The organism is Psychroserpens sp. AS72 (assembly GCF_038900375.1).
In the GTDB taxonomy this organism is placed as follows: Bacteria; Bacteroidota; Bacteroidia; order Flavobacteriales; family Flavobacteriaceae; genus Psychroserpens.
Genome location: NZ_JBBMRC010000009.1, coordinates 81,008 through 106,093, shown reverse-complemented (window position 1 = coordinate 106,093; position 25,086 = coordinate 81,008). Strand labels below are relative to the sequence as shown.

The following is a 25,086-nucleotide window of genomic DNA, read 5'->3' as shown; positions in this document are numbered from 1 at the left end:
TTGAATGATGGGCAAAAAGCTATTCGTTTTATTGGTAGTGCTAATGAGTTTATCACTCATTGGTATTATTTTCGTTCAAGCATTTTTTATTAATAATGCATTAGAAAATGAAGAAAAACAATTCACTTCAGATGTGTTTCGTTCTCTTAGTTTAGTTTCTAAAGCTATTGAGGATAAAGAGCTTCTTAGTTATGATAAGCTATACAAAGAAGTTACAAAAAATGGAAGAACACCAGATAGTAGTGAGATAAGAAGGTTATTGATTTATGAATCATTTAATGAAGAGACAAATCAATCAACATTATTTAAAAGTACTATAACAGAAGAAAGCTTTAAAGCACCATCATTGTTCTTTGACATTGGTATTGGTACAGACAGTATAGATTTTAAAAGGTTTACCAGACAAAATGAGACTAATATAATTGATCATAGTCTTATTGATGGTCAAAAAAACTTGCAACCTATCCAAACATTTAAAGATTATAGTTCGATGGATGAATTGGGACAACTTTTTTATAAAAAAGAGTATAGAGCTTTATATAAAAATTACCCAGTTTATAAACGAATTTCTAACGAAGAAGTTTTAGAGTTATTGCAATCACAGTTTTCTATAAGTGGTATTAAAACTACTTTTGAGTATGCTATTTATGATAAAGATTTATCAACAAAAATACGATCAGATAATTTTGAGCGTACTCCTGGAACTACTATAGGAGTTCCTATTTTTTTAGATAATGAGAGCAAAAGTAACTTTCGTTTATATGTTGATTTTCCTGAACGTAAAAAGTATTTGTTATCATCGGTTTTAAGTATGATTTTATTATCAATACTATTTACATCTATTATAATTTTAGCATATTCAAGCGCAATTTATCAATTGATAAAACAACGTCAAATCTCACAGATTAAGACAGATTTTATTAATAATATGACACATGAATTTAAAACGCCTATTGCAACTATTAATTTGGCTATAGATTCTATTAGAAACCCTAAAATAATAGGAGATCAAGAAAAGGTGATGCGTTATTTAAAAATGATCAAAGATGAGAATAAGCGTATGCATGCTCAGGTTGAAAATGTATTACGTATTTCTAAACTAGAAAAGAATGAGCTTAATATAAGTAAGGAAAGAGTAGAGCTTAACGACTTAATCGATGATGCTATAACTCATGTTGAATTATTAGTAGAAGATCGTAATGGTTATGTTAAAACACATTTAAAGGCAGATAAGTCTTCTGTACTAGCTAATGAAACCCACTTTACTAATGTAATTGTAAATATTTTAGATAATGCAATTAAGTATAGTGAAGGAGAACCTAAAATAGATGTTTACACAGAAAATGTGGGAAATAATATCTTGATAAAAATTTCAGATCAAGGTAACGGAATGTCTAAACAAGTTCAAAAACGAGTGTTCGAGAAATTTTATCGAGAACATACAGGAAATGTACACAATGTTAAAGGTCACGGTTTAGGTTTGGCTTATGTTAAACGAATTGTTGACGACCATCAAGGTCATATATCAGTAGAAAGTGAAAAAGGAAAAGGTAGTGTATTTACAATAAAACTGCCATTAATATCATAAATTATGGAAGAGCAAAATAAGAAAATACTTTTAGTTGAAGACGATCCAAATTTTGGAACCGTATTAAAAGACTATTTAAACATGAACGATTACGATGTTGTTCATGCAAAAAACGGAATGGAAGGTTTCGAAAAATTCAAAAAAGACGATTATGACCTATGTATTTTAGATGTCATGATGCCTTATAAGGATGGATTTACACTCGCTAAAGAAATTAGAGAGAAAAATACTGACGTTCCTATTATTTTCTTAACGGCTAAGGCTATGAAAGAGGATGTGCTTAAAGGCTATAAAGTTGGTGCAGATGATTATTTAAATAAACCATTTGATAGCGAAGTGCTTTTAATGAAAATTAAAGCAATTATCCAACGCAAAGCAACAGATACTATCGCAGATAGCAAACAATTTGAATTTAAAATTGGAAGATTTGACTTAAACTCAAAACTACGTTTTTTAAAGTGCGACGGTAAAGATCCTATCAAATTATCACCTAAGGAAAATGAATTGTTACGTATGCTAGCTCTTCATGAAAATGATTTAATGCCAAGAGAATTAGCATTGACAAAAATTTGGAGAGATGATAATTATTTTACATCTAGAAGTATGGATGTATATATTGCAAAACTGAGAAAATATCTAAAACTAGATCCTAAAGTTGAAATATTAAATATTCACGGAGAAGGATTTAGATTAGTTGTCAATCAAGAACATTAATCTAAATATAAACCTGAGTTCAAACTCAGAGTCTTAGACATAAAAAAAGCCAATCATTAAGATTGGCTTTTTTATTAAAAAATATCGAAATATTAGATAACTTTTACGTTTACTGCGTTCAATCCTTTTTTTCCTTCTGTTAAATCGAATTCTACTGCATCACCTTCTCTAATCTCATCGACTAAACCTGAAATGTGTACAAAGTGTTCTTTGTCATTTCCTTCTTCTGTAATAAATCCAAATCCTTTAGAATCGTTGAAGAATTTTACTGTACCTCTACTCATAATATAATAATTAATTTAATTAAGTTGCAAAGGTAGCTTAATTTATGAGATAACAATAGTATTTAAGTTTTATTTGAAAAAACTTTGAAAATCAAAGTGTATTAATTTTATTATTTATGGTATTGATAATCAATTCAATATCAGTTTCGTAATCAAACCAAATTGTTTCTTCATTCTTTTTAAACCAGGTCAATTGTCGCTTTGCAAAACGTCTAGAATTTTTCTTTATTTCTTGTATTGCAAACTCTAAATCCCATTGATTTTCCAGAACATTAAATAGCTCTTTATAGCCAACCGTTTTTAATGCGTTTAAACTTTTCTTCGGAAGTAATCCTTCAACTTCTTCCATTAATCCATCATCCATCATGAGGTCGACACGTCTATTAATTCGGTCGTAGATGATTGGTCTATCTGCTGTTAACCCTACAGTTATGGTTTTAAAATTTCTTTTTTTGTCTTCCGAAGTTAAAAAAGAAGTGTAAGGCTTTCCGCTGGATAAACAAACTTCTAATGCTCTTATCACTCGTTGCGGATTATCAATTGCAATCGTATTGTAAGCTTTTAGGTCTAATTCTTTTAGCTGAAATTGTAAAGCTTCAAGACCGTCTTTTTGTAACCTATCATTTAAAGTTTCTCTTATTTCATGATCCACTTTTGGAAGTTCATCCAGTCCTTTGGTTACAGCATTAACATATAATCCTGAACCACCAACCATAATTACGACATCATGTTTTTTATAAAGTTCTTGAAGTAAAGAGATCGCATCTTTTTCAAAATCACCAACATTATAGTAGTTATCAACCGAAATGTGTTTAATGAAATGGTGAGTCGCTGCAGCAAGTTCAGTTGGAGTAGGAGCCGCAGTACCTATTTGCATTTCTTGATAAAACTGTCTAGAATCTGCCGAAATAATTTCAGTATTAAAAAAATTTGCCAATTTAATGCTAAGTGCTGTTTTTCCTATAGCTGTAGGACCAACAATAGAGATGAGAATTTTAGTCATGATGTAATTCGAAACCGCATTTATAGCAATATTGTGCACCATCTTGATGCGATTCGGCAAGACAATTTGCACAGCTTTGCGTGTTGAGATTAAGATCTTTTATATGCTTATGCTCTTCGTCTGAAAATTTTTTGTCACCATCATCACTAGCTTTAGTGTATTCTGCAGATACAATACCTGTAGGAACAGCTATAATACCATAACCTAATATCATGATTATTGTAGCAATGAGTTGACCTAATGGCGTTTGAGGAGCAATATCACCAAATCCAACAGTTGTAAGTGTTACGATACACCAATACACACTTTTTGGGATATTAGTAAAACCGTTTGCTTCACCTTCCACTAAATACATTATGGTTCCAAAAATTACAGCAGCAATTAGTACAGCAAAGAGAAAAACAGCAATCTTAGCTCTACTAGCCTTTATAGCACTTGCGAGCTGATTTGAAGCTCCTAAATAACGTGCTAATTTTAAAATTCTGAACACACGTAATAAACGTAAAGCTCTTAAAGCAACAAGTGCATGAGAACCAGCTAGAATAAAAGAAAGATACATTGGGATTGTAGATAGGAAGTCAATTATTCCGTAAAAACTAAAAATATATTTCCAAGGTTTACGAACCGTAATAATTCTAGCAATATATTCTAGAGAGAATAAAATGGTGACAACCCATTCTCCATAATATAGGATATTATGATATCTAGCGTCAATTGTTTTGACACTTTCTAGCATTACTAATACAATACTAGCAATAATAAAAATAAGTAAAACAACATCAAACAATTTTCCAGCAGGAGTATCTGCTTCATAAATTATTTCATGAAGTTTATCTTTCCAATTACTAGTTGTGTTGTTGGTAGTCATTAAATCAAATGTACTAAAACTTTATTGTTTTTTCTCTAAGACAATTAGAGAGTTGTTTTGAGTATTAATAACTTGTTCAAGTAGTTTTTTTAATCCATCATAAAAAGCAGGCTCATATTTAGCCTCTTTAAATGAAAGTTTAAAATATAATATTACAGAATTTCCTTCCTGTTTAGCTGAGAAAATAAATGAGCCTTTGTTGTTTGGAAGTGCTAAGTTTGTTGACTCAGGTAAAGATTTTATGACGAAAGTATCATCAATATTAATTTTTATACCATAAGTATAGGTATCCTTATAACCAAAATCTATAGGATAACTACGCTCTTGTAGTTGAAACGGGTTTTTATCAAAATACTTTATTACAAAAGGATTAATATAAATAGTGTTACCTACTTCATCTGGTGAATGTTCAATTTGAAAACTTAAATTAAAGTCTGCACTCGTTTTTTTAGTGTCAATAATATCAAATTCTGAAATTTCTAAAGAATTGTATTTATTAATAAAATCATTTTTAAAAGTTTCAATATTTGTAAAATAACGTTCTCTATCATGAAGAGAGTGATAGCCTTTAGATAAATAATTAACTTCTCCTTTTAAGATTTTATTCTCATCAAAATCTAAATCATATCTAAATATCTTAGCACTATAATCTTTGATATGTATAGAATACCATTCACTTTTTGAATCAAAGTCTAACAAACGACCATAGGAGTTAAGACATCTAAATGGAATTTGACCAAAAGTTAAATAGTCACCTGTAGCATCAAGTAAATAGGTTTCACCATTGATATTGACTTTAATTATCAAATAGTTGAAATCAGATAAAACAGGATAAACTTGTGTTATAAATCCGTTATTTCGTGTAGACAAGAGTATGGGCTTTGCGTCAATATCATTTGTAATTAATAGATTGTAAAGTAGGGCATTGATTTCTCCAACATTTCCAGATTTTTCAGAGATAAGATCTTTTAAAGATACATTTTGAAGTACATTAAAACTTTCGTTCCAAACATATTCATTTTGAACATATTCTAAAATCTGTTTTGCCTTTGTGAGTTCATCAGTTTCTGTAGTAAAAGTTTCATCTAAAAGGTTTTTAACAATACTTGTTCTTCTTAGTTGCTTGCCTAAATCTGTATCTTTTTCAATTTCCTTATCGGTAGATTTCCAAGTTTTAGTGATGTTCTCAATAGTACCATCAAAACCTCTAAAGACTTTTAATTCATATTCAATACGAGATAAATAATTTAGTCTAGTTGTCATGAAGTCCTCATTAACAAAGGCAGGAACATCTTTCATCACATATTTATAAATACCACAACTAGAATTCGCTCCATTGGAGATTTGTAAACAGTTTTTTTCGATAGTAGAATATTTTGTGGTCAATTTATTGACTCCTACAAGTTTTATATTGTACTCCCAATTCCCAGGAATACTTGCATTGTACTCACTATGAAGTTTTGGAATGTCATCTTGAAAATACCAACTTCTATAGTTATGCATAAAAGGTGTTTCTACAGTATAGCTGTAAGTAATCACAGAACCGACTTGTATATTTGGTAATGCAAATTTGACAATATTATAATTCTCATTATAGTTTTCCTCAAATATGGAAGACTTCTCAAGTTTAGTATTAACTATTTTTCCGTTTTCTAGATTGTAAACAGTAGCATATATGTCTTCTACTTTTTCCTTTTTGCCTTTATTGTTATCATAAAGATAAATTGAAACCGTACCTTGATTAAAGCCATTACGATTCAGAATTTTTAATTTACGTTTTACAGTCGTTTTTAATCTATAACTATGTTTGTCAACATAACTATCACCAACTTCATATATTATTAACGCATTTGCTGTTGAGTCTTTTGCAAATTCGTTTATCTCAATATCTGGTTTGGTAACTTCAAAACCTTCAGAATAAAAATCATTTTGAGCATTTAGTGAACTAAAAGCTAAACATATAAATAGGGCAAAATATTTCATATAGATTATAAAGAGATTGTTTTAACTTTTTTATTACGTCTCAAATAACTTTGGATGATATGCTGTGTATCTCTGTTGTTTTCCATAGGCGTAATAATAGATTCTAAAACATCAATGTTATTAATTTGATGATTCAGTTCATAAAAGCCCAAACCTCTAAACACTCCATTTTCTATAAAAATCACACTTTTCTCATCGATGACTCTACCTTGGTCTAGTATAAGCATGTTCTTGTTGTCATAGCTGTTTTTAGTAATGAGTTCTTCAACACGTTTGTTATAATCTTCTGGAGACTCTTCATTAATACATGCACCATTGCAATTTTTAATGGTATAATTGAAGCAACTCGTTTTTGAAGGGTAGAGTCCTGTTAATTTTTGACAAAGCGAATATTGCTCAACAACTTTAAACATAAAACTTTTAGCACTTTGCATATTGCTAAAAGTAGTAATGTGTTTTTCATTGACATTTGTCTTGTCAATTTTTAAATTGATATAGCCATTATTATCTATAAAACTAAAAAGGGCATGAGTAAATGTAGTTCGTCTCAAAGCACGATTATAAATAGGCTTATTACGTTTTATTTCTTCGCTTTCTTTCAATAAGGCTACAAGTTCACTTCCCGTAGCTTCATATGTAACAGATTTTGCATGTAACTGAAGCTTCTTAGATTTTGAACTCGTATTTGTAAAATGTTGATTGATGCGTTGCTTTATATTTTTACTTTTTCCGATGTAAATAATATCACCATTTTCTGCATGAATGTAGTACACACCAGTTACAGATGGTAATTTATCTATAATAGTTTTATGTGTGTCTTTTATACGTTTAGAAATATCCTGTTTAACATTATCTTTTATAATGTTTTTCTCTACATCTTTGGCTAATAATAGTTTAAACAATTTTACAGTTGCCATTGCGTCTCCATTAGCACGATGTCTATCGCTAACAGGAATTCCTAAAGCACGAGTTAATTTCCCTAAACTATAAGAGGCTTGATCTGGTATTAATTGTTTTGAAAGTTCTACTGTACACAATGATCTTCGTTTAAAAACAAAACCTAATCTCTTAAACTCAGTACGTAAAATTCTGTAATCAAACTGAGAATTGTGTGCAACGATGATGCAGTCTTCTGTAATCTCAACAATGCGCTTAGCTACTTCATAAAACTTTGGAGCGCTTTTAAGCATATTGCTATTTATACCTGTTAAATTAACTACAAAAGGTTGAATTTCGCGCTCAGGATTTACAAGACTTATAAATTTATCGACCACTTCATGACCATCAAATTTATAAATGGCTATTTCTGTGATGCCTTCTTCATTATACTTTCCGCCTGTGGTTTCTATATCTAGTATTGCGTAAATAGCGTTTGATTTATTTTGATTAATGTTTTGATGTTTACTGAAACTGCGACTGAAAACTAATTTGTGTAATTTCGTACTCCAAATATACTACTTCCTACACGAATCATGTTACTTCCACATTCTATTGCTAATTTATAATCACCACTCATTCCCATAGAAATAATTTCCAGGTTACAGTTCTCAGACTTTAGCCATTTTAAATCATCAAAAGTAGTTTTAAGTCTTTTAAATTCTTGTTTAACTTGGGTGTCATCATCAGTAAATGTTGCCATTCCCATGAGTCCTGCTATAGTAACGTTTTTTAAATTTTTAAATTCTTCGGAAATCAACATTTCTTGAGCATCTTTAGCAGACATACCAAATTTACTATCCTCTTCAGCAATTTTAATCTGAATTAAGCAATTGATAATACGATCATATTTTAGAGCTTGTTTATTAATTTCTTTAAATAATTTAAAGCTATCCACACCGTGAATTAAGCTCACAAATTCAGCCATGTATTTAACTTTGTTGCGTTGTACATGACCTATCATATGCCATTCAATATCTTTTGGCATTTCTTCATACTTATCTGCCATTTCTTGGATTTTGTTTTCTCCAAAAATTCGCTGACCAGCATCATAAGCTTCCATTAAATCACTAATTGGTTTTGTTTTAGAAACTGCAACTAGTGTGACTTGGTTTGGGAGTTGCGATTTTATGTCGTTTAGGTTTTGTTTTATGCTCATTAATGATAGTCTTGAATTAGTTAATTAAATAGTACTTAACATCGAGAAGTTGTATAGAGTTCACAGCACCTAAGTCTAGTGAGTCTTCAGCTTCAAAAGTTAAAATACAGCTAGAATTAGCATCAATACCATAACAAGGTATGGATGCATTATTTGAGTAACTACCAGAAAATGATAAATCATCAGACATCATAGTTAATATAGGTACACCTTCTACAGAAAAATTATTATTGTTGTTCAGTTTAATCTCAAATTCCAATCTAGATGTATTATTACCAGTATCTGGAGTGTATGTGAAAAACAAAATTTCATAGGTGAAATTTTCTAATGCTGGAGGCTCAACTACAACAGAGTCTTCAGGTTCAGGAAAATCACAAGCTACTTCTTGAGTTATATCGTAAGAGTAAGATTGGTTGCCAACAAAATAAATTTGAGGGATTGTTATCGTTTTAGTGCAGTTTGAATCATCTGATGAGCCACAACTAAAAACAATAGTGATAACAATAATTATGATTAATCTAAATATGTTTTTCATAACATTATTTTAAAGGATAAGATTATTAAATAGGTTTCAAAAAAAGTGAATTAATTAAAACTCATAAATAGTTACACCACTTCTTAACTTAGGTTCAATAAACGTGCTCTTTGGAGGCATTTTAAGTCCGTCGTCTGCAATATGTTTCATTTCGTTAATGTCAACAGGAACCATGCCAAAACCAACCGCATATTCACCAGAATCAATAGCGCTTTTAACATTGATGACGTCTTTTTTTCCGTTGATATAACTAATTCTATTATCGTTACGTAAATCTTCAATACCAAGAATAGGCTGTAAAATAGTATTGTATAAAATTTGAGGATCTAAAGCATCAAGTGATGTTTTAAAATCATAACCTGTTTTCCGAAGATATAAAGAGTAGAACTCACCATCTAAATACATACTAAAATGATGTTTTTTTGATGGTTTATAAGGCATGATGCCTCTATTCTCAATTCTGAAAATGGTATCTAACTGAATCAAAAATTCCTCTTTAGTCAATCCGTTTAAATCTTTAACCAGTCTGTTAAACTCATGAATGCGTAGTTCCGATTCTGGAATTAAAAAGGTCATAAATTGATTATAAGATTCCTGTCCAGTATGATTAGGATTCTGAGATTTTTCATCTTTATAGAGTAAATAGGATGATGCAGAACGATGATGACCATCTGCAATATAAATGGTTGACATCTGTTCAAATTGGTTTTTGATGGTAGCGATTATATTGGAGTCTTCCAATTTCCAAAGGTAATGAGTATCACGATATGTAGTTGTAAATTCAAACTCTGCACGTTCTTTTTGTGTGTCTTTAATAATGTTTGAAATAATATCGTTGTCAGGATAGGTGAGGAGTACAGGCTCTGCATTAAAGCCAACGGTTTTTAAATAATCTTTAAAAATACGCTCGCGATACTCAATCGTGTTTTCATGTTTTTTTATAACGCCATTTTCATAATCTTCTGCACTTGCAGCTGCTACGATACCATTAAAAATTTGTTTGTCTCTGTCTACAATTTTATAAATATAATAGCTTGGCGATTCATCATGCACAAATACATTATCTTCTTTAAATTCTAAATAACGATTTCTCACTAATTGATAGCGCTCTTTACCAGTAATTTCTCTAGCGTATTTATAACCAGGATTTACAATGTGTAAAAACGAAAACGGATTATAATCTAATCGAGCCTCACGCTCAGCTTGAGTATAAGTTTGGTACGATCGAGAAGCCACCAAGCTTACTTTATCTCGTGTTGGTCGTACTGCTTTAAATGGAAGAATTTTTGCCAAAATTTTTGTGTTCAGTATTCAGTATTGAGTGTTCGGTGTTCAGAGTATTTAATTAATTAGAACCGAATTTCTTAGGGTTTAATATCATATAATTAATAAGTTTTCCAACTTCTAAACTCTCATTAGTGAGTTCATTGAATTGATTTTCAGAAATATAGTTGCAAGACCACAGACCACAAACCACTGCTTACTTAGCAAACTGTCCAAAAACCTTTTCAGCCTTTCTACTTTCAGAATAATCATAAAAACCTTCACCAGATTTTACACCTAGTTTTCCAGCTCTTACCATATTTACTAACAGTGGACAAGGTGCATATTTTGGGTTTTTGAATCCGTCGTACATTACATTTAGTATAGACAAACAAACATCAAGACCAATAAAATCTGCTAACTGTAAAGGTCCCATTGGATGTGCCATTCCTAATTTCATAACCGTGTCAATTTCTTCAACACCAGCAACACCATTGTATAGCGTTTCAATAGATTCGTTAAGCATAGGCATTAAAATGCGGTTAGCCACAAAACCTGGATAATCGTTAACCTCTGTTGGCACTTTGCCTAACGTTTTAGATAAGTCCATTATGGTTTTTGTCACGTCGTCACTTGTGTTATAACCACGAATAATCTCTACCAATTTCATAATTGGTACAGGATTCATAAAGTGCATCCCAATCACCATCTCTGGTCTAGAAGTTACAGCTCCAATTTGCGTAATTGAAATAGACGATGTATTTGATGCTAAAATGGTGTCTGCACCACATGCTTCATCTAATTGTTTAAATATCTTGAGCTTTAAATCAATGTTTTCTGTTGCAGCTTCAACAACTAAATTTGCGTTTTTAACACCAGCTGTAATATCTGTGTATGTTGTAATATTATCAAGAGTCGCTTTTTTATCATCTTCGGAAATTTTCTCTTTAGACACCATGCGATCTAAATTTTTAGCAATAGTATCCATGCCTCGTTTAAGAGACGCTTCACTAATATCTATTAATTGTACTTTAAATCCTGATTGAGCGAAAGTGTGGGCAATTCCGTTTCCCATGGTTCCTGCTCCTATAACTGCTATGTTTTTCATGAAATTGTTATTATAGATAGTGACTTTTAACTAAATCGTCACCTGTTTTATTTGAATTTTTACTTTACCGAAGAAAAAAATAGGGTATTAAAATTGATCAATAATCATTTTTGCTACACGTAAAGCTTCAGTTCCATCATGTAATGTTACAATTGGAGTTGTATTATTATTGATGGCATCTGCAAAGGTTTCTAATTCGTCTAGAATAGCATTATTATTGGCTACTTCTGGATTGTCAAAATAGATCTGTTTTTTGACACCTTCGGCATTTTGAAGAATCATATCAAAATCTCCAGGCGTTTTTGGTGCATCTTTCATTTTAACGACCTCACATTTTTTCTCTAGAAAATCTACAGAGATGTAAGCATCCTTTTGAAAGAAACGTGTTTTTCTCATGTTTTTTAGTGAAATACGACTCGCAGTAAGATTGGCAACACAACCGTTTTCAAATTCTATACGAGCATTCGCAATATCTGGAGTATCACTAATTACCGAAACTCCACTTGCATTCACCTTTTTTACTTTAGACTTCACGACACTTAAAATAATATCTATATCGTGAATCATTAAATCTAAAACCACAGGAACATCTGTTCCACGAGGATTAAATTCTGCCAAACGATGCGTTTCAATAAACATCGGGTTTTTGATCTGTTCTCTCACTGCTATAAAGGCAGGATTAAAACGTTCTACGTGTCCTACTTGTCCGCGAATATCATGTTCAGCCAATAATTGTCTAATATGTTCAGCTTCTTCAACTGTATTGGTAATAGGTTTTTCTATAAAAATATGCTTGCCAAAAGAAATGGCTTTTTTAGCACAATCGTAATGTGATAATGTAGGTGTTACAATATCAACCATGTCTACAGCTTCAATGAGCGCTTCCATGGTTTTGAAGTATTTGTATCCAAATTCTTCTTCCACTTTTTTACCATTAACTTCATCTGCATCATAGAAACCTATAAGCTCATATTTATCAGATTGATTAAGAAGTCTTAAATGAATTTTACCTAGATGACCAGCACCAAGTACTCCAGCTTTTAGCATTGTTTTTCGATTTTTATCAAAAATAAGATTTTTAGACGTTTATTTATGTGAATTTGATAATAAATCTATAGCTATTTCACGTCGTTGATAATTCGATTACATTTAACTTTCAGTATAAAAATGTTTCAGTTATTTTTACAAAGCAAACCTAACAAACGACTTTGAAAGACACATTTAAACATCAAGGCTTACGACAGAAATTAGTTGACATCTTAAAAACCAAAGGAATAACCAATGCGAAAGTACTTGACGCTATTGGTAAAATCCCGAGACATTTATTTATGGACTCTGGTTTTTTGGACCATGCATACCAAGATAAGGCCTTCCCAATAGGAGCAGATCAAACGATTTCACAACCTTATACAGTTGCTTTTCAAACCGAATTAATGCAAGTAAAACCAGGAGATACTGTTTTAGAAATTGGAACAGGAAGTGGTTACCAAACTGCTGTGTTATGTTTGTTAGGAGCCAAGGTATTTAGCATAGAACGTCAAAACGAACTCTATAAAAAAACGAGTAAGTTTTTACCTAAATTGGGTTATCGTGCAAAGAAACTCATTTTTGGTGATGGTTACATTGGATTAGAAGCCGAAGCGCCTTTTGACAGTATTATCGTTACTGCTGGAGCACCATTTGTGCCTAAACCTTTACTGAGCCAGTTAAAAATTGGAGGACGTCTAGTGATTCCTGTTGGAGATGAGGTGCAAGTAATGACTTTGTTCATTAGAAAAGGTCCAAAAGATTTTGAGCAGCATGAGTTTGGGGAATTTCGATTTGTGCCTTTGTTGGAGGATAAGAATTAGGTGATCTCGCAAAGTTGGTTGTGATTACTCTTATTTTAAATAAATTATGATTACGGTTTTAAAACAAATACATAATCGAGATTAGTCGGCTGAGTAAGTCTTTGCGACTCTATGCCTTTGCGAGAGAAAATCATTCCAATTTCAATACCACAATAGTCTGTCTTTGATCTTTAGGTTGCTTCACTCGAACTTTAATCAGTTTATACACCCAAACGTCATCTACCTTATCTGCAATAATATCTAATTTGCCACTTGCTTTTGATCCTACAATTCGAGTAGATGACTTAAATGTTTTGTTTTTATTGGAGTAATGTACAGAGCCTTCTAAAATAGCTAAGTTATCAATGGGTTGTAGCTCTCCTAAAACTTCAGAAGCTTTGTTGTTTGTTTTCACTTTTTTAAATGCATTGTTGTAGACATCCTTTTCTGCATACGCTTTAGAAATATCTGTGGCAGCACCACCTAGTCCATAAAAGAAGAATACAAATAATCCAAACATAATTACAGTACTTGGGATTATCCATTTCCAGTTGCGTTGCCACCAATTTTTATTTTGTATGATCGTATTGTCCATTACTTTAGAAAAACTTCAAACCAAATAAAATAGCATCGCTTTGAAATCCGCTTTGATACGAGCGCACATAATCTAATCTTAAGAATCTAAATTTTCCCCAACCAATGTTATCTAATCCAATGGTATATTCTTGATATGGTTTGTTGTCTGGAGTTGCTAGTGCATGTGCTCCAACTACCAAATTAAAGTTGAGCTTTTTTAATAATGGTACTTTTCCGAGGAGAAAACCATTAAAATCATGTTCGGCATGCATCTCTAAATAAGAATCGTTTGTACTCGCTGCATAATAAGGCAAATTATTAAATACATTGAGGTATGAGCCTGCACCAATTTGTGTTTGATTACCATTGAAATGTTGATAGTCTACAAAAGCAATATCGTCTCCATTAAAGAATTTACCTGCTTTTATGTTGTAATCAAAACGACCTTTATCTGCAATATTCAATCCTTGCGACACACGAATTTTTACTTGATCAAAATTATAATCATCAATAGTTGAAGCGAATCCTTTTTCATATCCAATATTAAGCGTTGGATATTTTCTACTTGGGATATTATATTTTCCATCAGGATAACTCAAATAATTTTGAGCAAAGTTAATACGTGCATCCACAGCGAATTTTACTATGTTATGCGTTGCAAAAGGCGCAATACCATAAGCAGTATCATCTATAGGATTGTTACTTGTGTATTCTCTATCATCTTGTGGATACCATGCTTGATCAGTGGTGTTAAATAATGCTTGTCTTTTTTGATACCCTAGACTTGTATTAATTCTAAAGCCATTAAAAAGTTCATTTGAGTAGGATACTTGTGCAAAACTGTTTTCATAGATTTTCATGAAGTTTTGTTCAGAAAACATAGAAAACGCAGTATTCATTAATTTTGAAATAGGCTGACTAGAATTAAATTGCTGTGTTGTCACACCTCCAGAAACCGTTAAATAAGGTCTGCTTTTATTGTTGAATTTATACGTTGCGTAAAGCGTTCCTCTTAAACGATCATCACTAAATCCGTAGTTGATATTTCCGCCTATAGATAAATAGCGCTCATAATCGTTAAAGCCTTTTGTGTAAAAAGCACCTATGTTACCATTCCAACCTTGTACAGTATTAAAGCTAATGGCTTCAATAGGAGAGGTGATTCCTGCTCTCCAGTTTTCGTGAGTATTATTAAAAGTGTATCCTCCAATAATATCACCTAACTTAAATTTATTTCTAACCGTATCTACAGAATCTTTATACACTTTAGAATCTTTTACGAGTTGAATACTGTCTTTTTTGATATAATCTGTAAATTCTTCTGTGGTTAATGGGACAGGTCTGGTCAAGTTCCAAAACGTAGAATCTTTTTTATTAGCCTCAGCTGCAAAAGAGACTATTTCTCTAGAAAAATCATTTCTAGTTAATCCTGGATTAAATTCGTAATTGCTAAATACAGCAGTAAAACGACCATCGCCTTTTATTCCGAAGAGACCATATTTAAAATCGATATTTTGAGAAATTTTAGCCCATATTTGATCGTTTTCTGAGAACGAATAATTTTGAGTAATAGTGATTTTGTCAACGCCTAGAAGTTTTGCTTTTGTTCCTGTGATGTCTAATTCTGCTGCATAAATCGTCCATTGATCTTCAACAATATATATGTAACCTTCAAAAACAGGATCGTTTTCTCGTTTTGGTGTTGCTTTAATTTTATTGATGAGGTTACCTCTGTCATCATAAAACACACCTTCTAATTTATAGCGATAATATCCAAATGCATTGTTGGCAATAGGTGAGATGATTTGATTACCAAGTTCAATAGTGTTTTCGTATAAATCAAATTCTACATCTATGGCATTATTAAAGCTAAAACCTTTGCTGTCTCCACTTACTTTTGAGGCTAAGATTTTTTCTTTTAGCTTATTTGGTCTTAGAAATTCTAATTTAGAAACCGTTTCTGATAGATAAATGACACCACTTCTTGTTGAATCTAGTCCGTCAATTTCTATCTCTTCACCTAAAATCTTTTTTGGTGCATCTTTGATTCTAATTAATCCTCGTGAGTAAAAATCGGCTTTGTAACTATTGATTTTCTCAAGGTTTTCTTTTCGTTTTGCGATTGCTGCACGAATAATTATGTTTGCTGGATTTTCTTCGGAATTAATCACAACCTCATTAAGTGATACTTGTTCTTCGGTAAGAACCGCATCTAATGTAAACGGAAACGATTGGATGTCTACAGCTTTTTTAACCGTTTTATAGCCTAAATACTGAAATACAACTGTATAACTTTTTTCTTCGGAAATATTAAGCTCGTAGTTTCCGTCTTCGTTACTGGTTGTGCCAGTATAGGTATTTTCTAGATAGATATTTACAAATGGTAAAGGTTGATTTTTGTCATCTGTAACGGTTCCTTTAATTTGTGCAAATGAAACGATTACGCATAAAAGTGTAAGCGTTGAGAGTAGTTTTGTTTTCATGTGTTAGAGTTGATTGATGGTTTTATTATATAGACGCACATTTTTGTAAAAAGGTTGCCTGATAATAATTTCAATGTCAAACTTAGACATTTAATTAAATGTCTTTTGTTAAACAATCATAAATAAAACGAATAGTTTTGTTAAATATTTTCTTACAAGATTAAGTATGTAAGAGGAAAGTTACTTGTAGATTTTTTTAATACGATCTAGATTTTTCTTGTTATCACGATCTTTGATGACCTCACGTTTATCATAGAGTTTCTTACCTTTGCCTAGAGCGATATCGAGTTTTGCTAACCCTTTTTCGTTGACAAATAAACGCAGTGGAATTATTGCATTTCCTTTAACATTTACTTCCTTTTCTAATTTTTTAAGTTCTCTTTTGTTGAGTAATAATTTACGTTCTGCCTTTGGTTTATGATTGTAGTAATTTCCAAAAACATATTCTTGGATGGTCATATTGATGACAAAAAGTTCTCCACGATCATTGAATTCACAAAAACCTTCAGCAATAGATGCTTTACTATCTCTAATAGATTTTATTTCGGTTCCAGTAAGCACAATGCCAGCTGTGTAAGTATCGAGAATCTCGTACTCAAACTTTGCTTTCTTGTTCTTTATGTTTACCGATTTTTGCATAGAAAACAAAGGTAAATAAATTTAATATTTTTGCATGTTATTAATCAACTTGTTTTACGACTTACATTAAAATATTCATTTCATGAAATACACAATACTCGTATTATTTTCTATTATTCTTTTCAATTGCAAAAATGTGAAGCAAGACATTTCCGTAGAAAAACAAATAGAAAAACAAACGGCACAATCTGTTATTGATACTTCGATTGAAGTTGCTGGAGTAAATAAGTTAAATAATTCTACAATTGAATTTGATTTTAGAGACAAACATTATTTAGCAACTAGAAATAATGGAAGTTATAATTTAGAACGTCAATTTATAGATCAAACAGTAATGTATTTTGATACCATTACTAACATTAGAGATGTTGTAAATAATAAAGGGTTTCAACGTTTTGTGAATGATTTTCCAATGGCAGTACAAGATTCTATTGCTGTGAAATATGCGGCTTCTTTGAATTCTGTGCACTATTTCTCGGTATTGCCTTTTGGACTAAATGATAAGGCAGTTAATAAGGTCTTATTGGAAGATGTTTCAGTAAAAAACAACATGTATAGAACTGTAAAAGTAACGTTTAGTCAAGATGGAGGAGGAGAAGATTTTGAAGATGAATTTATCTATTGGATAAACCAAGAGACTAAAAAAGTTGATTATTTAGCCTATTCTTATAATGAAGATGACGGTAAAGGAATTCGTTTTAGAGAGGCTTATAATGAACGTTATGTTGAAGGTGTTCGGTTTGTAGATTACAATAATTACAAACCAGAAGATGCTTCTATTGCATTAACAGACTTGCCTCAATTATTTGAAAGCGATAATTTAAACTTACTTTCTAAAATAGAGTTGGAGAATATTAAAGTAAAACTTAATTAATAGAAAGGGCTTCGTCTGTGATTTTTTCTCCGGAAATTTTTACAATAAACATTTGTCCGTTATCATTATCATCAATATCCTCGTGTTTCTTTTCACCCAAAACCATATTAACAAATGCTGGAGTTGTGTTGCTATGACCAACAACTAGAACTGTTTTTCCTTTGGTTGCTTTTGCAAAATCGTCAGTATATAAAGCACTTGGGTCATAATCCAAAATCTCTAAATTTTTATCTTTAGCAGTGGGTTGAGCAGTTTGTTGTGTACGGTTATAATTGGTAGAATATATAGCGTCTAGTTTGATGTTTTTGAAATAGTCAGCCCATCTATCTGCACGTTTTAGTCCTAATTCATTTAAATCTGGATTTCTATTTGTAGCATCTGTTCTATCCTTTTCAGCATGGCGAATAAAATAATAAGTCGTCGTGTCTGTTTCCTTGTTGTCTTTATTGTTTTTACCTTCATTACAAGAAAGTAAAGTAAATGAGATAACAAAAAGTAATGTGAATAGTGATTTCATGATTTGAAAATTAGATGTTTCTCAAATATAAAAACTCTTTACTAAAATACTATTAAATGATGCTAAAATTAGTAATCTGCACTAGATAGTTCTCCATTAGAAATCGCAACACCTTTTGAAGTGCCAATACGTTCTACACCAATATCGATGTACTTTTTAGCAGTTTCATAATCACCAATACCACCAGAAACTTTTATTTTACATTTGTCTCTAACGGTTTTTCTTATGATTTTTGCCGCAGTAAGAGTTGCACCACTTTTAGTAAATCCAGTAGATGTTTTAACAAAATCAACTTTAGCGTCAACACAAATTTCAGATGCTTTTACGATTCCGTTTTTTGAAAGTTCGCTAATTTCTATGATGACTTTTAAAGGTATTTTGCCAATGGCAGTTTTTACTTCTTTAATGTCTTTAAAAACTTCAACATAGTTTTTACTTTTAAACATACCAAGATTCATAACCATATCAATCTCATGTGCACCATCATTAATGGCTTGTTTGGCTTCGAAAACTTTAGCAGCAGTAGATGAAGCTCCAAGTGGAAACCCAACAACTGTGCATATTTTTATGTTAGAGTTTTTAAGTAATTGTTTTGCTAAAGGTACGTAGCAACTATTAATGCAGACCGAATAAAACCGATGCTTCTTTGCTTGATTGCAATGGTCAATAATATCACGTTCAGTGGCAGTTGCACTTAAAAGTGTATGGTCAATATATGAGTTTATGTTCATATTTTAAGTAGGTAAATTAATGCTAATTCTTGATTTGAAGAAGAATCAACAGTTTTTTGAAAAAATGTAAATTTGGGAATTAATAGCAGTTCAAAGTTAATAATTATATCTTATAATCATAACCTTAATGACTAAAGTTTTATTGTATGCTTAACGAGTTTTTAACATGTTTTCAACAAAAAAACCTCTTTATGAGAGGCTTATGTGCTTTTTTTGAGTGAATTTTAATTTGACGCTTTAACCGTATAACCAGCTTCTCTAAGGAGTTTTATGATACCATTATCTCCAGCAAGGTGTGCTGCACCAACACCAAAAAAGGTAGGTTGCTTATTGGCATGATCACTAATTTTAGAAATCCAGTTTTTATTTCTATTGTCTAACATTTTATCTTTATGCTTTGTTGTGCTAAGATTTTTATCTTCATCCATCATTAATATCATCCCTTCTATATCTTCATTATCATATAGTTCCATCAATTTTTGAAAAGATGCTTTATCAGTTGCTAAATTGTCTTTTGCAGAGCGTAATAAATCGGTAGCTTGATCTTCGTAAGGTATCTCGTCAAATACGTTAAGCTGCTCTTCAACAGTTTCTAAGCCTAAAACTTCCTCTTCTTGCTCATGAGCTATCTTCATTAGTTCTTCTTCAAACGATTGCACAGGACAACCTAATAATTTAGGATAAAACATGGCAGTTATAAAAAAGGGTTTGATGTTACCCATTGCATCAAGAGGCATTCCCATTTGTTCTTTCACAAACTTTGAAATTGTAAGATACTCCTCTTCAGTAACAAGGTCTTTAATGGTTTTACCTTCTTTCATATAAATCCCTTTCATCATACTCATTTGCATTGAAGGATCATCCATATCTATTTCTAAAACAAGCAGTTTAGTGTCATCTAAGGCCTTTAAAACATCTTCGTCTAAAGTCGCATCACAAGTCATGTGGATCGTACCATATACATAGGACGACTCTGTTAACCCGTTTCCAGAGATTTCCCAAAGGAGCGATTTTTCAAGTTCTTGAGCATTTAAATTGAATACGCTAATTATTGTAAATGCAAATAATAAAAGTTGTTTTGTCATGATATGAATTTTCAATATTTGTATAACTTCTTGACTAATTGTTACAAAAAACTTGATTAAATTCGTTCAAAATTTTTTTATGGCTAAAGATATTCACATAGATAAAGACTATGATTTAATTTGTGTTGGAGCAGGTATCATGAGTGCTACTTTGGCACTTATGGCTAAATTATTTGATCCAGATATGAGTATTCTTATTTTAGAGCGTTTAGATGATGTTGCTTTAGAGAGTTCTGCTGCTTGGAACAACGCAGGAACTGGTCACTCTGCATTATGTGAGTTAAATTATTGTCCGCAAGAAAATGGAGGAGTTTCAATTAAAAAAGCAATCGATATTTGTAATCAATTTGAAGTGTCAAAGCAATTCTGGTCTTATTTGGTCGAAAAAAGAATGCTCGAAAACCCTTCAGAATTTATAAAAAATGTACCACACCACAGTTGGGTTTATGGTGAAGATAACGTTAACTATTTAAAGAAACGTTATAAAGAAATGAAAGCACATTTCATGTTTGATACAATAGAATATACTGAGAGTATTGACAAAATGAAAGACTGGTTTCCGTTGATTGCTGAAGGTAGAACTTCCGAAGAAAAAATAGCAGCAAGCCGAATAAATCGTGGGACCGAAGTTAACTACGGAAACTTAACAAGACAGCTTTTTAAAATCTTAGAAACCGAATTTGATACCAAAGTCCAATGCCATCATGATGTATTGGATATTGATCCAGATGTTGATGTTGAGTGGTCTGTTGAGATTAAAGATTTAGATTCTGACCAAAAGAAGTACTATGATGCTAAGCATGTGTTTATTGGAGCAGGAGGAGGAAGTTTGTTGCTTTTACAAAAGGTAGAAATTGATGAAAAGGAAGGTTATGGCGGATTCCCGGTGAGTGGAGAATGGCTTGTTTGTAAAAATCCAGAGATTATCAAGCAGCACAATGCTAAGGTATATAGCAAAGCAGGACCACACGATCCTCCAATGTCTACACCTCATTTAGATACACGTTATATTGATGGTAAAAAGGAGTTATTATTTGGCCCATTTGCAGGATTTAGTCCTAAATTTCTAAAAGAAGGGTCTTATTTAGACTTATTTAAATCTATTAAATTAGATAATATCACTCCAATGTTGGGCGCTTTTTGGCAAAACCTTCCCTTAACCAAATATTTAATTGAACAATTAGCAATGTCTCATGAGGATCGCATGAATGATCTTCGGAAATTTTACAAAAACGCTAAAAGTGATGAATGGGAATTATTAGTCGCAGGACAACGCGTTCAGATTATTAAAAAGAATGAATTTGAAAAGGGAGAACTACAATTTGGTACTGAGGTCGTTAGTAGTAAAGACGGAAGCATCACTTGTTTACTTGGTGCTTCTCCTGGAGCTTCAACCGCAACTCACGTCATGTTACAAGTTTTAGATAAAGCATTTCCTGAGATTTTAAATTCTGAAAAAGGCAAGCGTTTAAAAGCAGATATAGTTCCGAGTTGGAATACAGAAGTCGATGAAACGCTATTTAAAACGCAACTTAAAATTTCCGAAGAACGTTTGAAACTTAAAACATAACATAATGTCAAGTTTCTATTGACTGTTCTTCATTTTCTTTTTCTATTATTTTATGAACCCAAGCAATAGCATCACTTAAATTATCAAAAATATCAAAAGGGCCTTCAAAAAATTGACTTTCATATATAGCACTTGCTCGAATTTTTTCTGATAAAGTTATGACTGCAATGGCAACCATATTGGGAATACTTTCTGCTTTTTTATAAATTAAAGGGTTTATAGAGAATGAGGTTACTCTATTAGAAATATAAGCCATGTTTTTACCATTAAAATGTTTTTTAACAATGGCTATAAACTCGTCAGCTTCTTTAATGTCTATAACTTCACCTTCTTTAACTTGTTTGATAAGAAAATCGTCAAATATAAATACTTCAGCATGACCAATATCGTAATAGCGAATCATTCCCATAAATTTATATTTAGGTTATACTACTAATGTACAAAATCTAACATCTATAAAAAAGAAAAGCAACGCTCATTTTATTTCTAAAATTCACATTGCTTTTCAACTAACCAACCACTTAAAAGACTGTAACAACAAGATTTTGTTACAGTGTTACTTAATTATTTTTAAATTTCTTCATCAACTAAACTCGCTTCATTTCTAAAAACCAATTTATCATCAAAAGCATCAAGTAAAATAATACTATCTGTAGTTACTTTTCCAGATAAAATTTCTTTACTCAACTCATTGAGCACTTCTTTTTGAATCACTCGCTTAACAGGTCTCGCACCATATTCTGGATTATAGCCTTTTTCAGCTAAATACGTGATAGCCTCTGGAGTTGCATCAAACGTAATCCCTTGTTTTGCAATCATTTTTTGAACACTTTTTAATTGTAAGCCAACAATTTCTTTGATGTTGTCTTTACTTAAAGGTGTAAACATAATGGTGTCATCAATTCTGTTTAAAAATTCTGGACGAACACTTTGTTTTAATAAGGCTAAAACATCAATTTTTGCAGCTTCCATAGCAGAGTCTATATCTTTTGTAGCTGCGAAACGCTCTTGTATAATATGACTTCCAATATTTGAGGTCATAATAATTATAGTGTTTCTGAAATCTGCCACACGTCCTTTATTGTCTGTTAATCGACCTTCGTCTAACACTTGTAATAAGATATTAAACGTATCAGGATGCGCTTTTTCAATTTCATCTAGTAACACTACTGAATAAGGTTTACGTCTAACCGCTTCAGTTAATTGTCCGCCTTCATCATAACCAACATACCCTGGAGGTGCTCCTACCAATCTGCTCACACTGTGGCTTTCTTGATATTCACTCATATCTATTCTTGTCATAGCATTTTCATCATCAAATAGATATTCTGCCAATGCTTTAGCAAGTTCGGTTTTACCAACACCTGTAGTTCCTAAGAACAAAAATGTTCCTACTGGTTTTGATGGATTTTGTAAACCTGCTCTAGAACGTCTTACAGCATCACTTACTGCTGTAATAGCTTCTTCTTGACCAACCACACGTTTGTGTAATTCGTTTTCTAATTTTAGAAGTTTCTCACGATCACTTTGTAGCATTTTGGACAAAGGGATTCCAGTCCATTTTGCGACAACCTCTGCAATATCTTCATACGTAACTTCTTCTTTGATAAGAGAACTTTCGCTTTGATTTTCTTTTAGTTCATCTTGGAATTTCTCTAAAGCTTCTTGTGCTTCTTTAATTTTTCCGTAGCGAATTTCAGCAACCTTTCCGTAGTCACCATCACGTTCAGCACGTTCAGCTTCTAATTTGTACTCTTCGATATTAGATTTAGTTGTTTGAATGTTATCAACTACTTCTTTTTCGCTTTTCCATTTTGCATTAATCTCGTTACGCTCTTCTTTAAGGTTAGCTAAATCGGCACGTAAAGATTTTAACTTTGTTTCATCTTTTTCACGTTTAATTGCTTCAATCTCAATTTCGAGTTGCATGACTTTACGATCCAATACATCTAATTCTTCTGGTTTAGAATTAATTTCCATACGTAATTTTGAAGCTGCTTCATCCATTAGGTCAATGGCTTTATCTGGAAGAAAACGGTTTGTAATATATCTTTCAGATAATTCTACAGCACCAATAATTGCTTCATCTTTAATACGAACTTTGTGGTGCGTTTCATACTTTTCTTTAATGCCACGAAGGATAGAAATCGCACTTTCAGTATCTGGTTCATTAACCATTACTTTTTGGAAACGACGCTCTAAGGCTTTGTCTTTTTCAAAATATTTTTGGTATTCGTCTAAAGTTGTTGCACCAATTGCACGCAATTCTCCACGAGCTAATGCTGGCTTTAAAATATTTGCTGCATCCATGGCTCCTTGTCCACCACCTGCACCAACAAGTGTATGGATTTCATCAATAAATAAAACGATGTCTCCATCACTATCTGTGACTTCTTTGATAACTGCTTTGAGTCGCTCTTCAAATTCTCCCTTAAATTTTGCACCAGCAATTAATGCTCCCATATCGAGTGCATAGATTTGTTTATCGATTAGATTTTCTGGAATATCTCCATCAACAATTCTATGTGCTAAACCTTCAGCAATTGCAGTTTTACCAGTTCCTGGTTCACCAACTAAAATTGGGTTGTTTTTGGTACGACGAGATAAAATTTGAAGTATTCTTCTAATCTCTTCATCACGACCAATCACAGGATCTAACTTTCCGTCTTTTGCTAATTGATTTAAATTTTTCGCATATTTATTGAGCGAATTGTATGTTTCTTCTTGGCTTTGAGACGTTACTCTGTCTCCTTTTCGTAGTTCGTCAATGGCTGCGTTTAGGCCTTTTTCAGTAACACCTTGATCTTTTAGCATTTGAGCAATCTTACTCTTCGACTTAAAAATCGCCAATATTAAATGTTCTACAGAGACATAATCATCATTCATTTTTTTAGCAATGATAGATGCTTCGTTAAGTGTTTTACTTGCGTCTCTAGAAATTGATAATTCGCCTCCTGTAACCTTTGAAAAACTTTCTAACTGCTTATCTAAAGCTAATTTTAAAATGTCTATGTTGACATTCAGTTTTTTAAGAATGAATGGCAATACATTATCATCAACTTCAAAAATGGCTTTTATGATGTGCTCATTTTCTATTTGTTGATGACCCAAACTTTGTGCAAGCTGTTGCGCTTGCTGAATCGCTTCTTGGGATTTAATGGTATAATTGTTAAAGTTCATGTTGTATATTGTATTTAATGATTGTCATTTCTAATGAATTTAAGTATCTAAAATAAGACTCTTGTGAATCATTCGTAATGATATAAATCAGTTGTTTAACCTATTTTCAAAATCTATTAGTCAATAACCTTACCAATAAGAATAAGTAAGAATTAAACGAC

The 25,086-nt window shown here is 31.8% G+C and carries 23 protein-coding genes; 5 read left to right on the top strand and 18 right to left on the bottom strand.

Features of this window, described 5'->3' with window-relative positions:
* The first annotated feature begins 43 nt into the window (after positions 1-43).
* Both WNY78_RS15050 and WNY78_RS15045 read left to right on the top strand, forming a co-directional pair.
* Positions 44-1,588, top strand: a complete 1,545-nt coding sequence (locus tag WNY78_RS15050; protein WP_342874041.1) for a HAMP domain-containing sensor histidine kinase — start codon at positions 44-46, stop codon at positions 1,586-1,588.
* 3 nt (positions 1,589-1,591) lie between these two features.
* Positions 1,592-2,302 (top strand): response regulator transcription factor, encoded by a 711-nt coding sequence (locus WNY78_RS15045; protein WP_342874040.1) that lies wholly within the window; start codon positions 1,592-1,594, stop codon positions 2,300-2,302.
* Between the two features lie 92 nt (positions 2,303-2,394).
* Here WNY78_RS15045 and WNY78_RS15040 read toward each other — a convergent pair whose 3' ends face one another.
* The 10 genes from WNY78_RS15040 to WNY78_RS14995 form a co-directional block, all read right to left on the bottom strand.
* On the bottom strand, positions 2,395-2,586 hold the full coding sequence (locus WNY78_RS15040) for a cold shock domain-containing protein (protein ID WP_342874039.1): 192 nt from the start codon (positions 2,584-2,586) through the stop codon (positions 2,395-2,397).
* 91 nt (positions 2,587-2,677) lie between these two features.
* Positions 2,678-3,589 (bottom strand): tRNA (adenosine(37)-N6)-dimethylallyltransferase MiaA, encoded by a 912-nt coding sequence (gene miaA / locus WNY78_RS15035; protein WP_342874038.1) that lies wholly within the window; start codon positions 3,587-3,589, stop codon positions 2,678-2,680.
* Positions 3,582-4,457 (bottom strand): ion transporter, encoded by an 876-nt coding sequence (locus WNY78_RS15030; protein WP_342874037.1) that lies wholly within the window; start codon positions 4,455-4,457, stop codon positions 3,582-3,584. The genes miaA and WNY78_RS15030 overlap by 8 nt, the downstream gene beginning before the upstream one ends.
* Before the next feature lie 21 nt (positions 4,458-4,478).
* Complete coding sequence (locus tag WNY78_RS15025; protein WP_342874036.1) at positions 4,479-6,440, bottom strand: DUF3857 domain-containing protein; 1,962 nt, start codon at positions 6,438-6,440, stop codon at positions 4,479-4,481.
* 5 nt (positions 6,441-6,445) lie between these two features.
* The gene (locus WNY78_RS15020) at positions 6,446-7,807 is read right to left on the bottom strand and encodes an exonuclease domain-containing protein (RefSeq protein ID WP_342874095.1); all 1,362 of its coding nucleotides are present in this window, start codon (positions 7,805-7,807) and stop codon (positions 6,446-6,448) included.
* Positions 7,808-7,863: 56 nt separating this feature from the next.
* The gene (locus tag WNY78_RS15015; RefSeq protein WP_342874035.1) at positions 7,864-8,535 is read right to left on the bottom strand and encodes a YggS family pyridoxal phosphate-dependent enzyme; all 672 of its coding nucleotides are present in this window, start codon (positions 8,533-8,535) and stop codon (positions 7,864-7,866) included.
* 16 nt (positions 8,536-8,551) lie between these two features.
* Positions 8,552-9,070, bottom strand: coding sequence for a hypothetical protein (locus WNY78_RS15010; RefSeq protein WP_342874034.1), 519 nt, complete (start codon positions 9,068-9,070; stop codon positions 8,552-8,554).
* Positions 9,071-9,124: 54 nt separating this feature from the next.
* On the bottom strand, positions 9,125-10,363 hold the full coding sequence (locus WNY78_RS15005) for a DUF1015 domain-containing protein (protein ID WP_342874033.1): 1,239 nt from the start codon (positions 10,361-10,363) through the stop codon (positions 9,125-9,127).
* Between the two features lie 187 nt (positions 10,364-10,550).
* Positions 10,551-11,441: a 3-hydroxybutyryl-CoA dehydrogenase gene (locus tag WNY78_RS15000; RefSeq protein WP_342874032.1), complete on the bottom strand. Its 891-nt coding sequence runs from the start codon at positions 11,439-11,441 to the stop codon at positions 10,551-10,553.
* Between the two features lie 87 nt (positions 11,442-11,528).
* Positions 11,529-12,488 (bottom strand): Gfo/Idh/MocA family oxidoreductase, encoded by a 960-nt coding sequence (locus tag WNY78_RS14995; protein ID WP_342874031.1) that lies wholly within the window; start codon positions 12,486-12,488, stop codon positions 11,529-11,531.
* 161 nt (positions 12,489-12,649) lie between these two features.
* Between WNY78_RS14995 and WNY78_RS14990 the strand changes: the two genes are divergently transcribed.
* Positions 12,650-13,291 carry a protein-L-isoaspartate(D-aspartate) O-methyltransferase gene (locus tag WNY78_RS14990; RefSeq protein ID WP_342874030.1) on the top strand — a complete coding sequence of 214 codons (642 nt, stop codon included), beginning with the start codon at positions 12,650-12,652 and terminating at the stop codon, positions 13,289-13,291.
* 130 nt (positions 13,292-13,421) lie between these two features.
* Here the strand turns inward: WNY78_RS14990 and WNY78_RS14985 are convergent, their stop codons facing one another.
* From WNY78_RS14985 to smpB, 3 genes are all read right to left on the bottom strand, one after another.
* Entirely contained in the window at positions 13,422-13,865 is a 444-nt protein-coding gene (locus WNY78_RS14985; RefSeq protein WP_342874029.1) for a cytochrome c oxidase assembly factor Coa1 family protein, read from the bottom strand.
* A 4-nt stretch (positions 13,866-13,869) separates the two neighbouring features.
* Complete coding sequence (locus tag WNY78_RS14980; RefSeq protein ID WP_342874028.1) at positions 13,870-16,329, bottom strand: DUF5686 and carboxypeptidase regulatory-like domain-containing protein; 2,460 nt, start codon at positions 16,327-16,329, stop codon at positions 13,870-13,872.
* A 180-nt stretch (positions 16,330-16,509) separates the two neighbouring features.
* Positions 16,510-16,968: an SsrA-binding protein SmpB gene (gene smpB / locus WNY78_RS14975; RefSeq protein ID WP_342874027.1), complete on the bottom strand. Its 459-nt coding sequence runs from the start codon at positions 16,966-16,968 to the stop codon at positions 16,510-16,512.
* Positions 16,969-17,050: 82 nt separating this feature from the next.
* On the opposite strand from smpB, the gene WNY78_RS14970 reads away from it, so the two are divergent.
* Entirely contained in the window at positions 17,051-17,842 is a 792-nt protein-coding gene (locus WNY78_RS14970) for a DUF6503 family protein (RefSeq protein ID WP_342874026.1), read from the top strand.
* On the opposite strand, the gene WNY78_RS14965 is transcribed toward WNY78_RS14970, so the two are convergent.
* From WNY78_RS14965 to WNY78_RS14955, 3 genes are all read right to left on the bottom strand, one after another.
* Entirely contained in the window at positions 17,835-18,359 is a 525-nt protein-coding gene (locus WNY78_RS14965) for a phosphoglycerate mutase family protein (protein ID WP_342874025.1), read from the bottom strand. The two genes, WNY78_RS14970 and WNY78_RS14965, sit on opposite strands and share 8 nt — an antisense overlap.
* 68 nt (positions 18,360-18,427) lie before the next feature.
* Positions 18,428-19,090, bottom strand: coding sequence for a deoxyribose-phosphate aldolase (gene deoC / locus WNY78_RS14960; protein ID WP_342874024.1), 663 nt, complete (start codon positions 19,088-19,090; stop codon positions 18,428-18,430).
* 224 nt (positions 19,091-19,314) lie between these two features.
* Positions 19,315-20,175 carry a TraB/GumN family protein gene (locus WNY78_RS14955; RefSeq protein ID WP_342874023.1) on the bottom strand — a complete coding sequence of 287 codons (861 nt, stop codon included), beginning with the start codon at positions 20,173-20,175 and terminating at the stop codon, positions 19,315-19,317.
* A 79-nt stretch (positions 20,176-20,254) separates the two neighbouring features.
* Here WNY78_RS14955 and mqo point away from each other — a divergent pair, with 79 nt between their 5' ends.
* Entirely contained in the window at positions 20,255-21,745 is a 1,491-nt protein-coding gene (gene mqo, locus WNY78_RS14950; protein ID WP_342874022.1) for a malate dehydrogenase (quinone), read from the top strand.
* 7 nt (positions 21,746-21,752) lie between these two features.
* Here the strand turns inward: mqo and WNY78_RS14945 are convergent, their stop codons facing one another.
* Entirely contained in the window at positions 21,753-22,154 is a 402-nt protein-coding gene (locus WNY78_RS14945; protein ID WP_342874021.1) for a hypothetical protein, read from the bottom strand.
* A 161-nt stretch (positions 22,155-22,315) separates the two neighbouring features.
* A complete protein-coding gene (clpB, locus tag WNY78_RS14940) occupies positions 22,316-24,925 on the bottom strand; it encodes an ATP-dependent chaperone ClpB (protein WP_342874020.1) in 2,610 nt (869 codons plus the stop codon).
* Positions 24,926-25,086 lie beyond the last annotated feature (161 nt).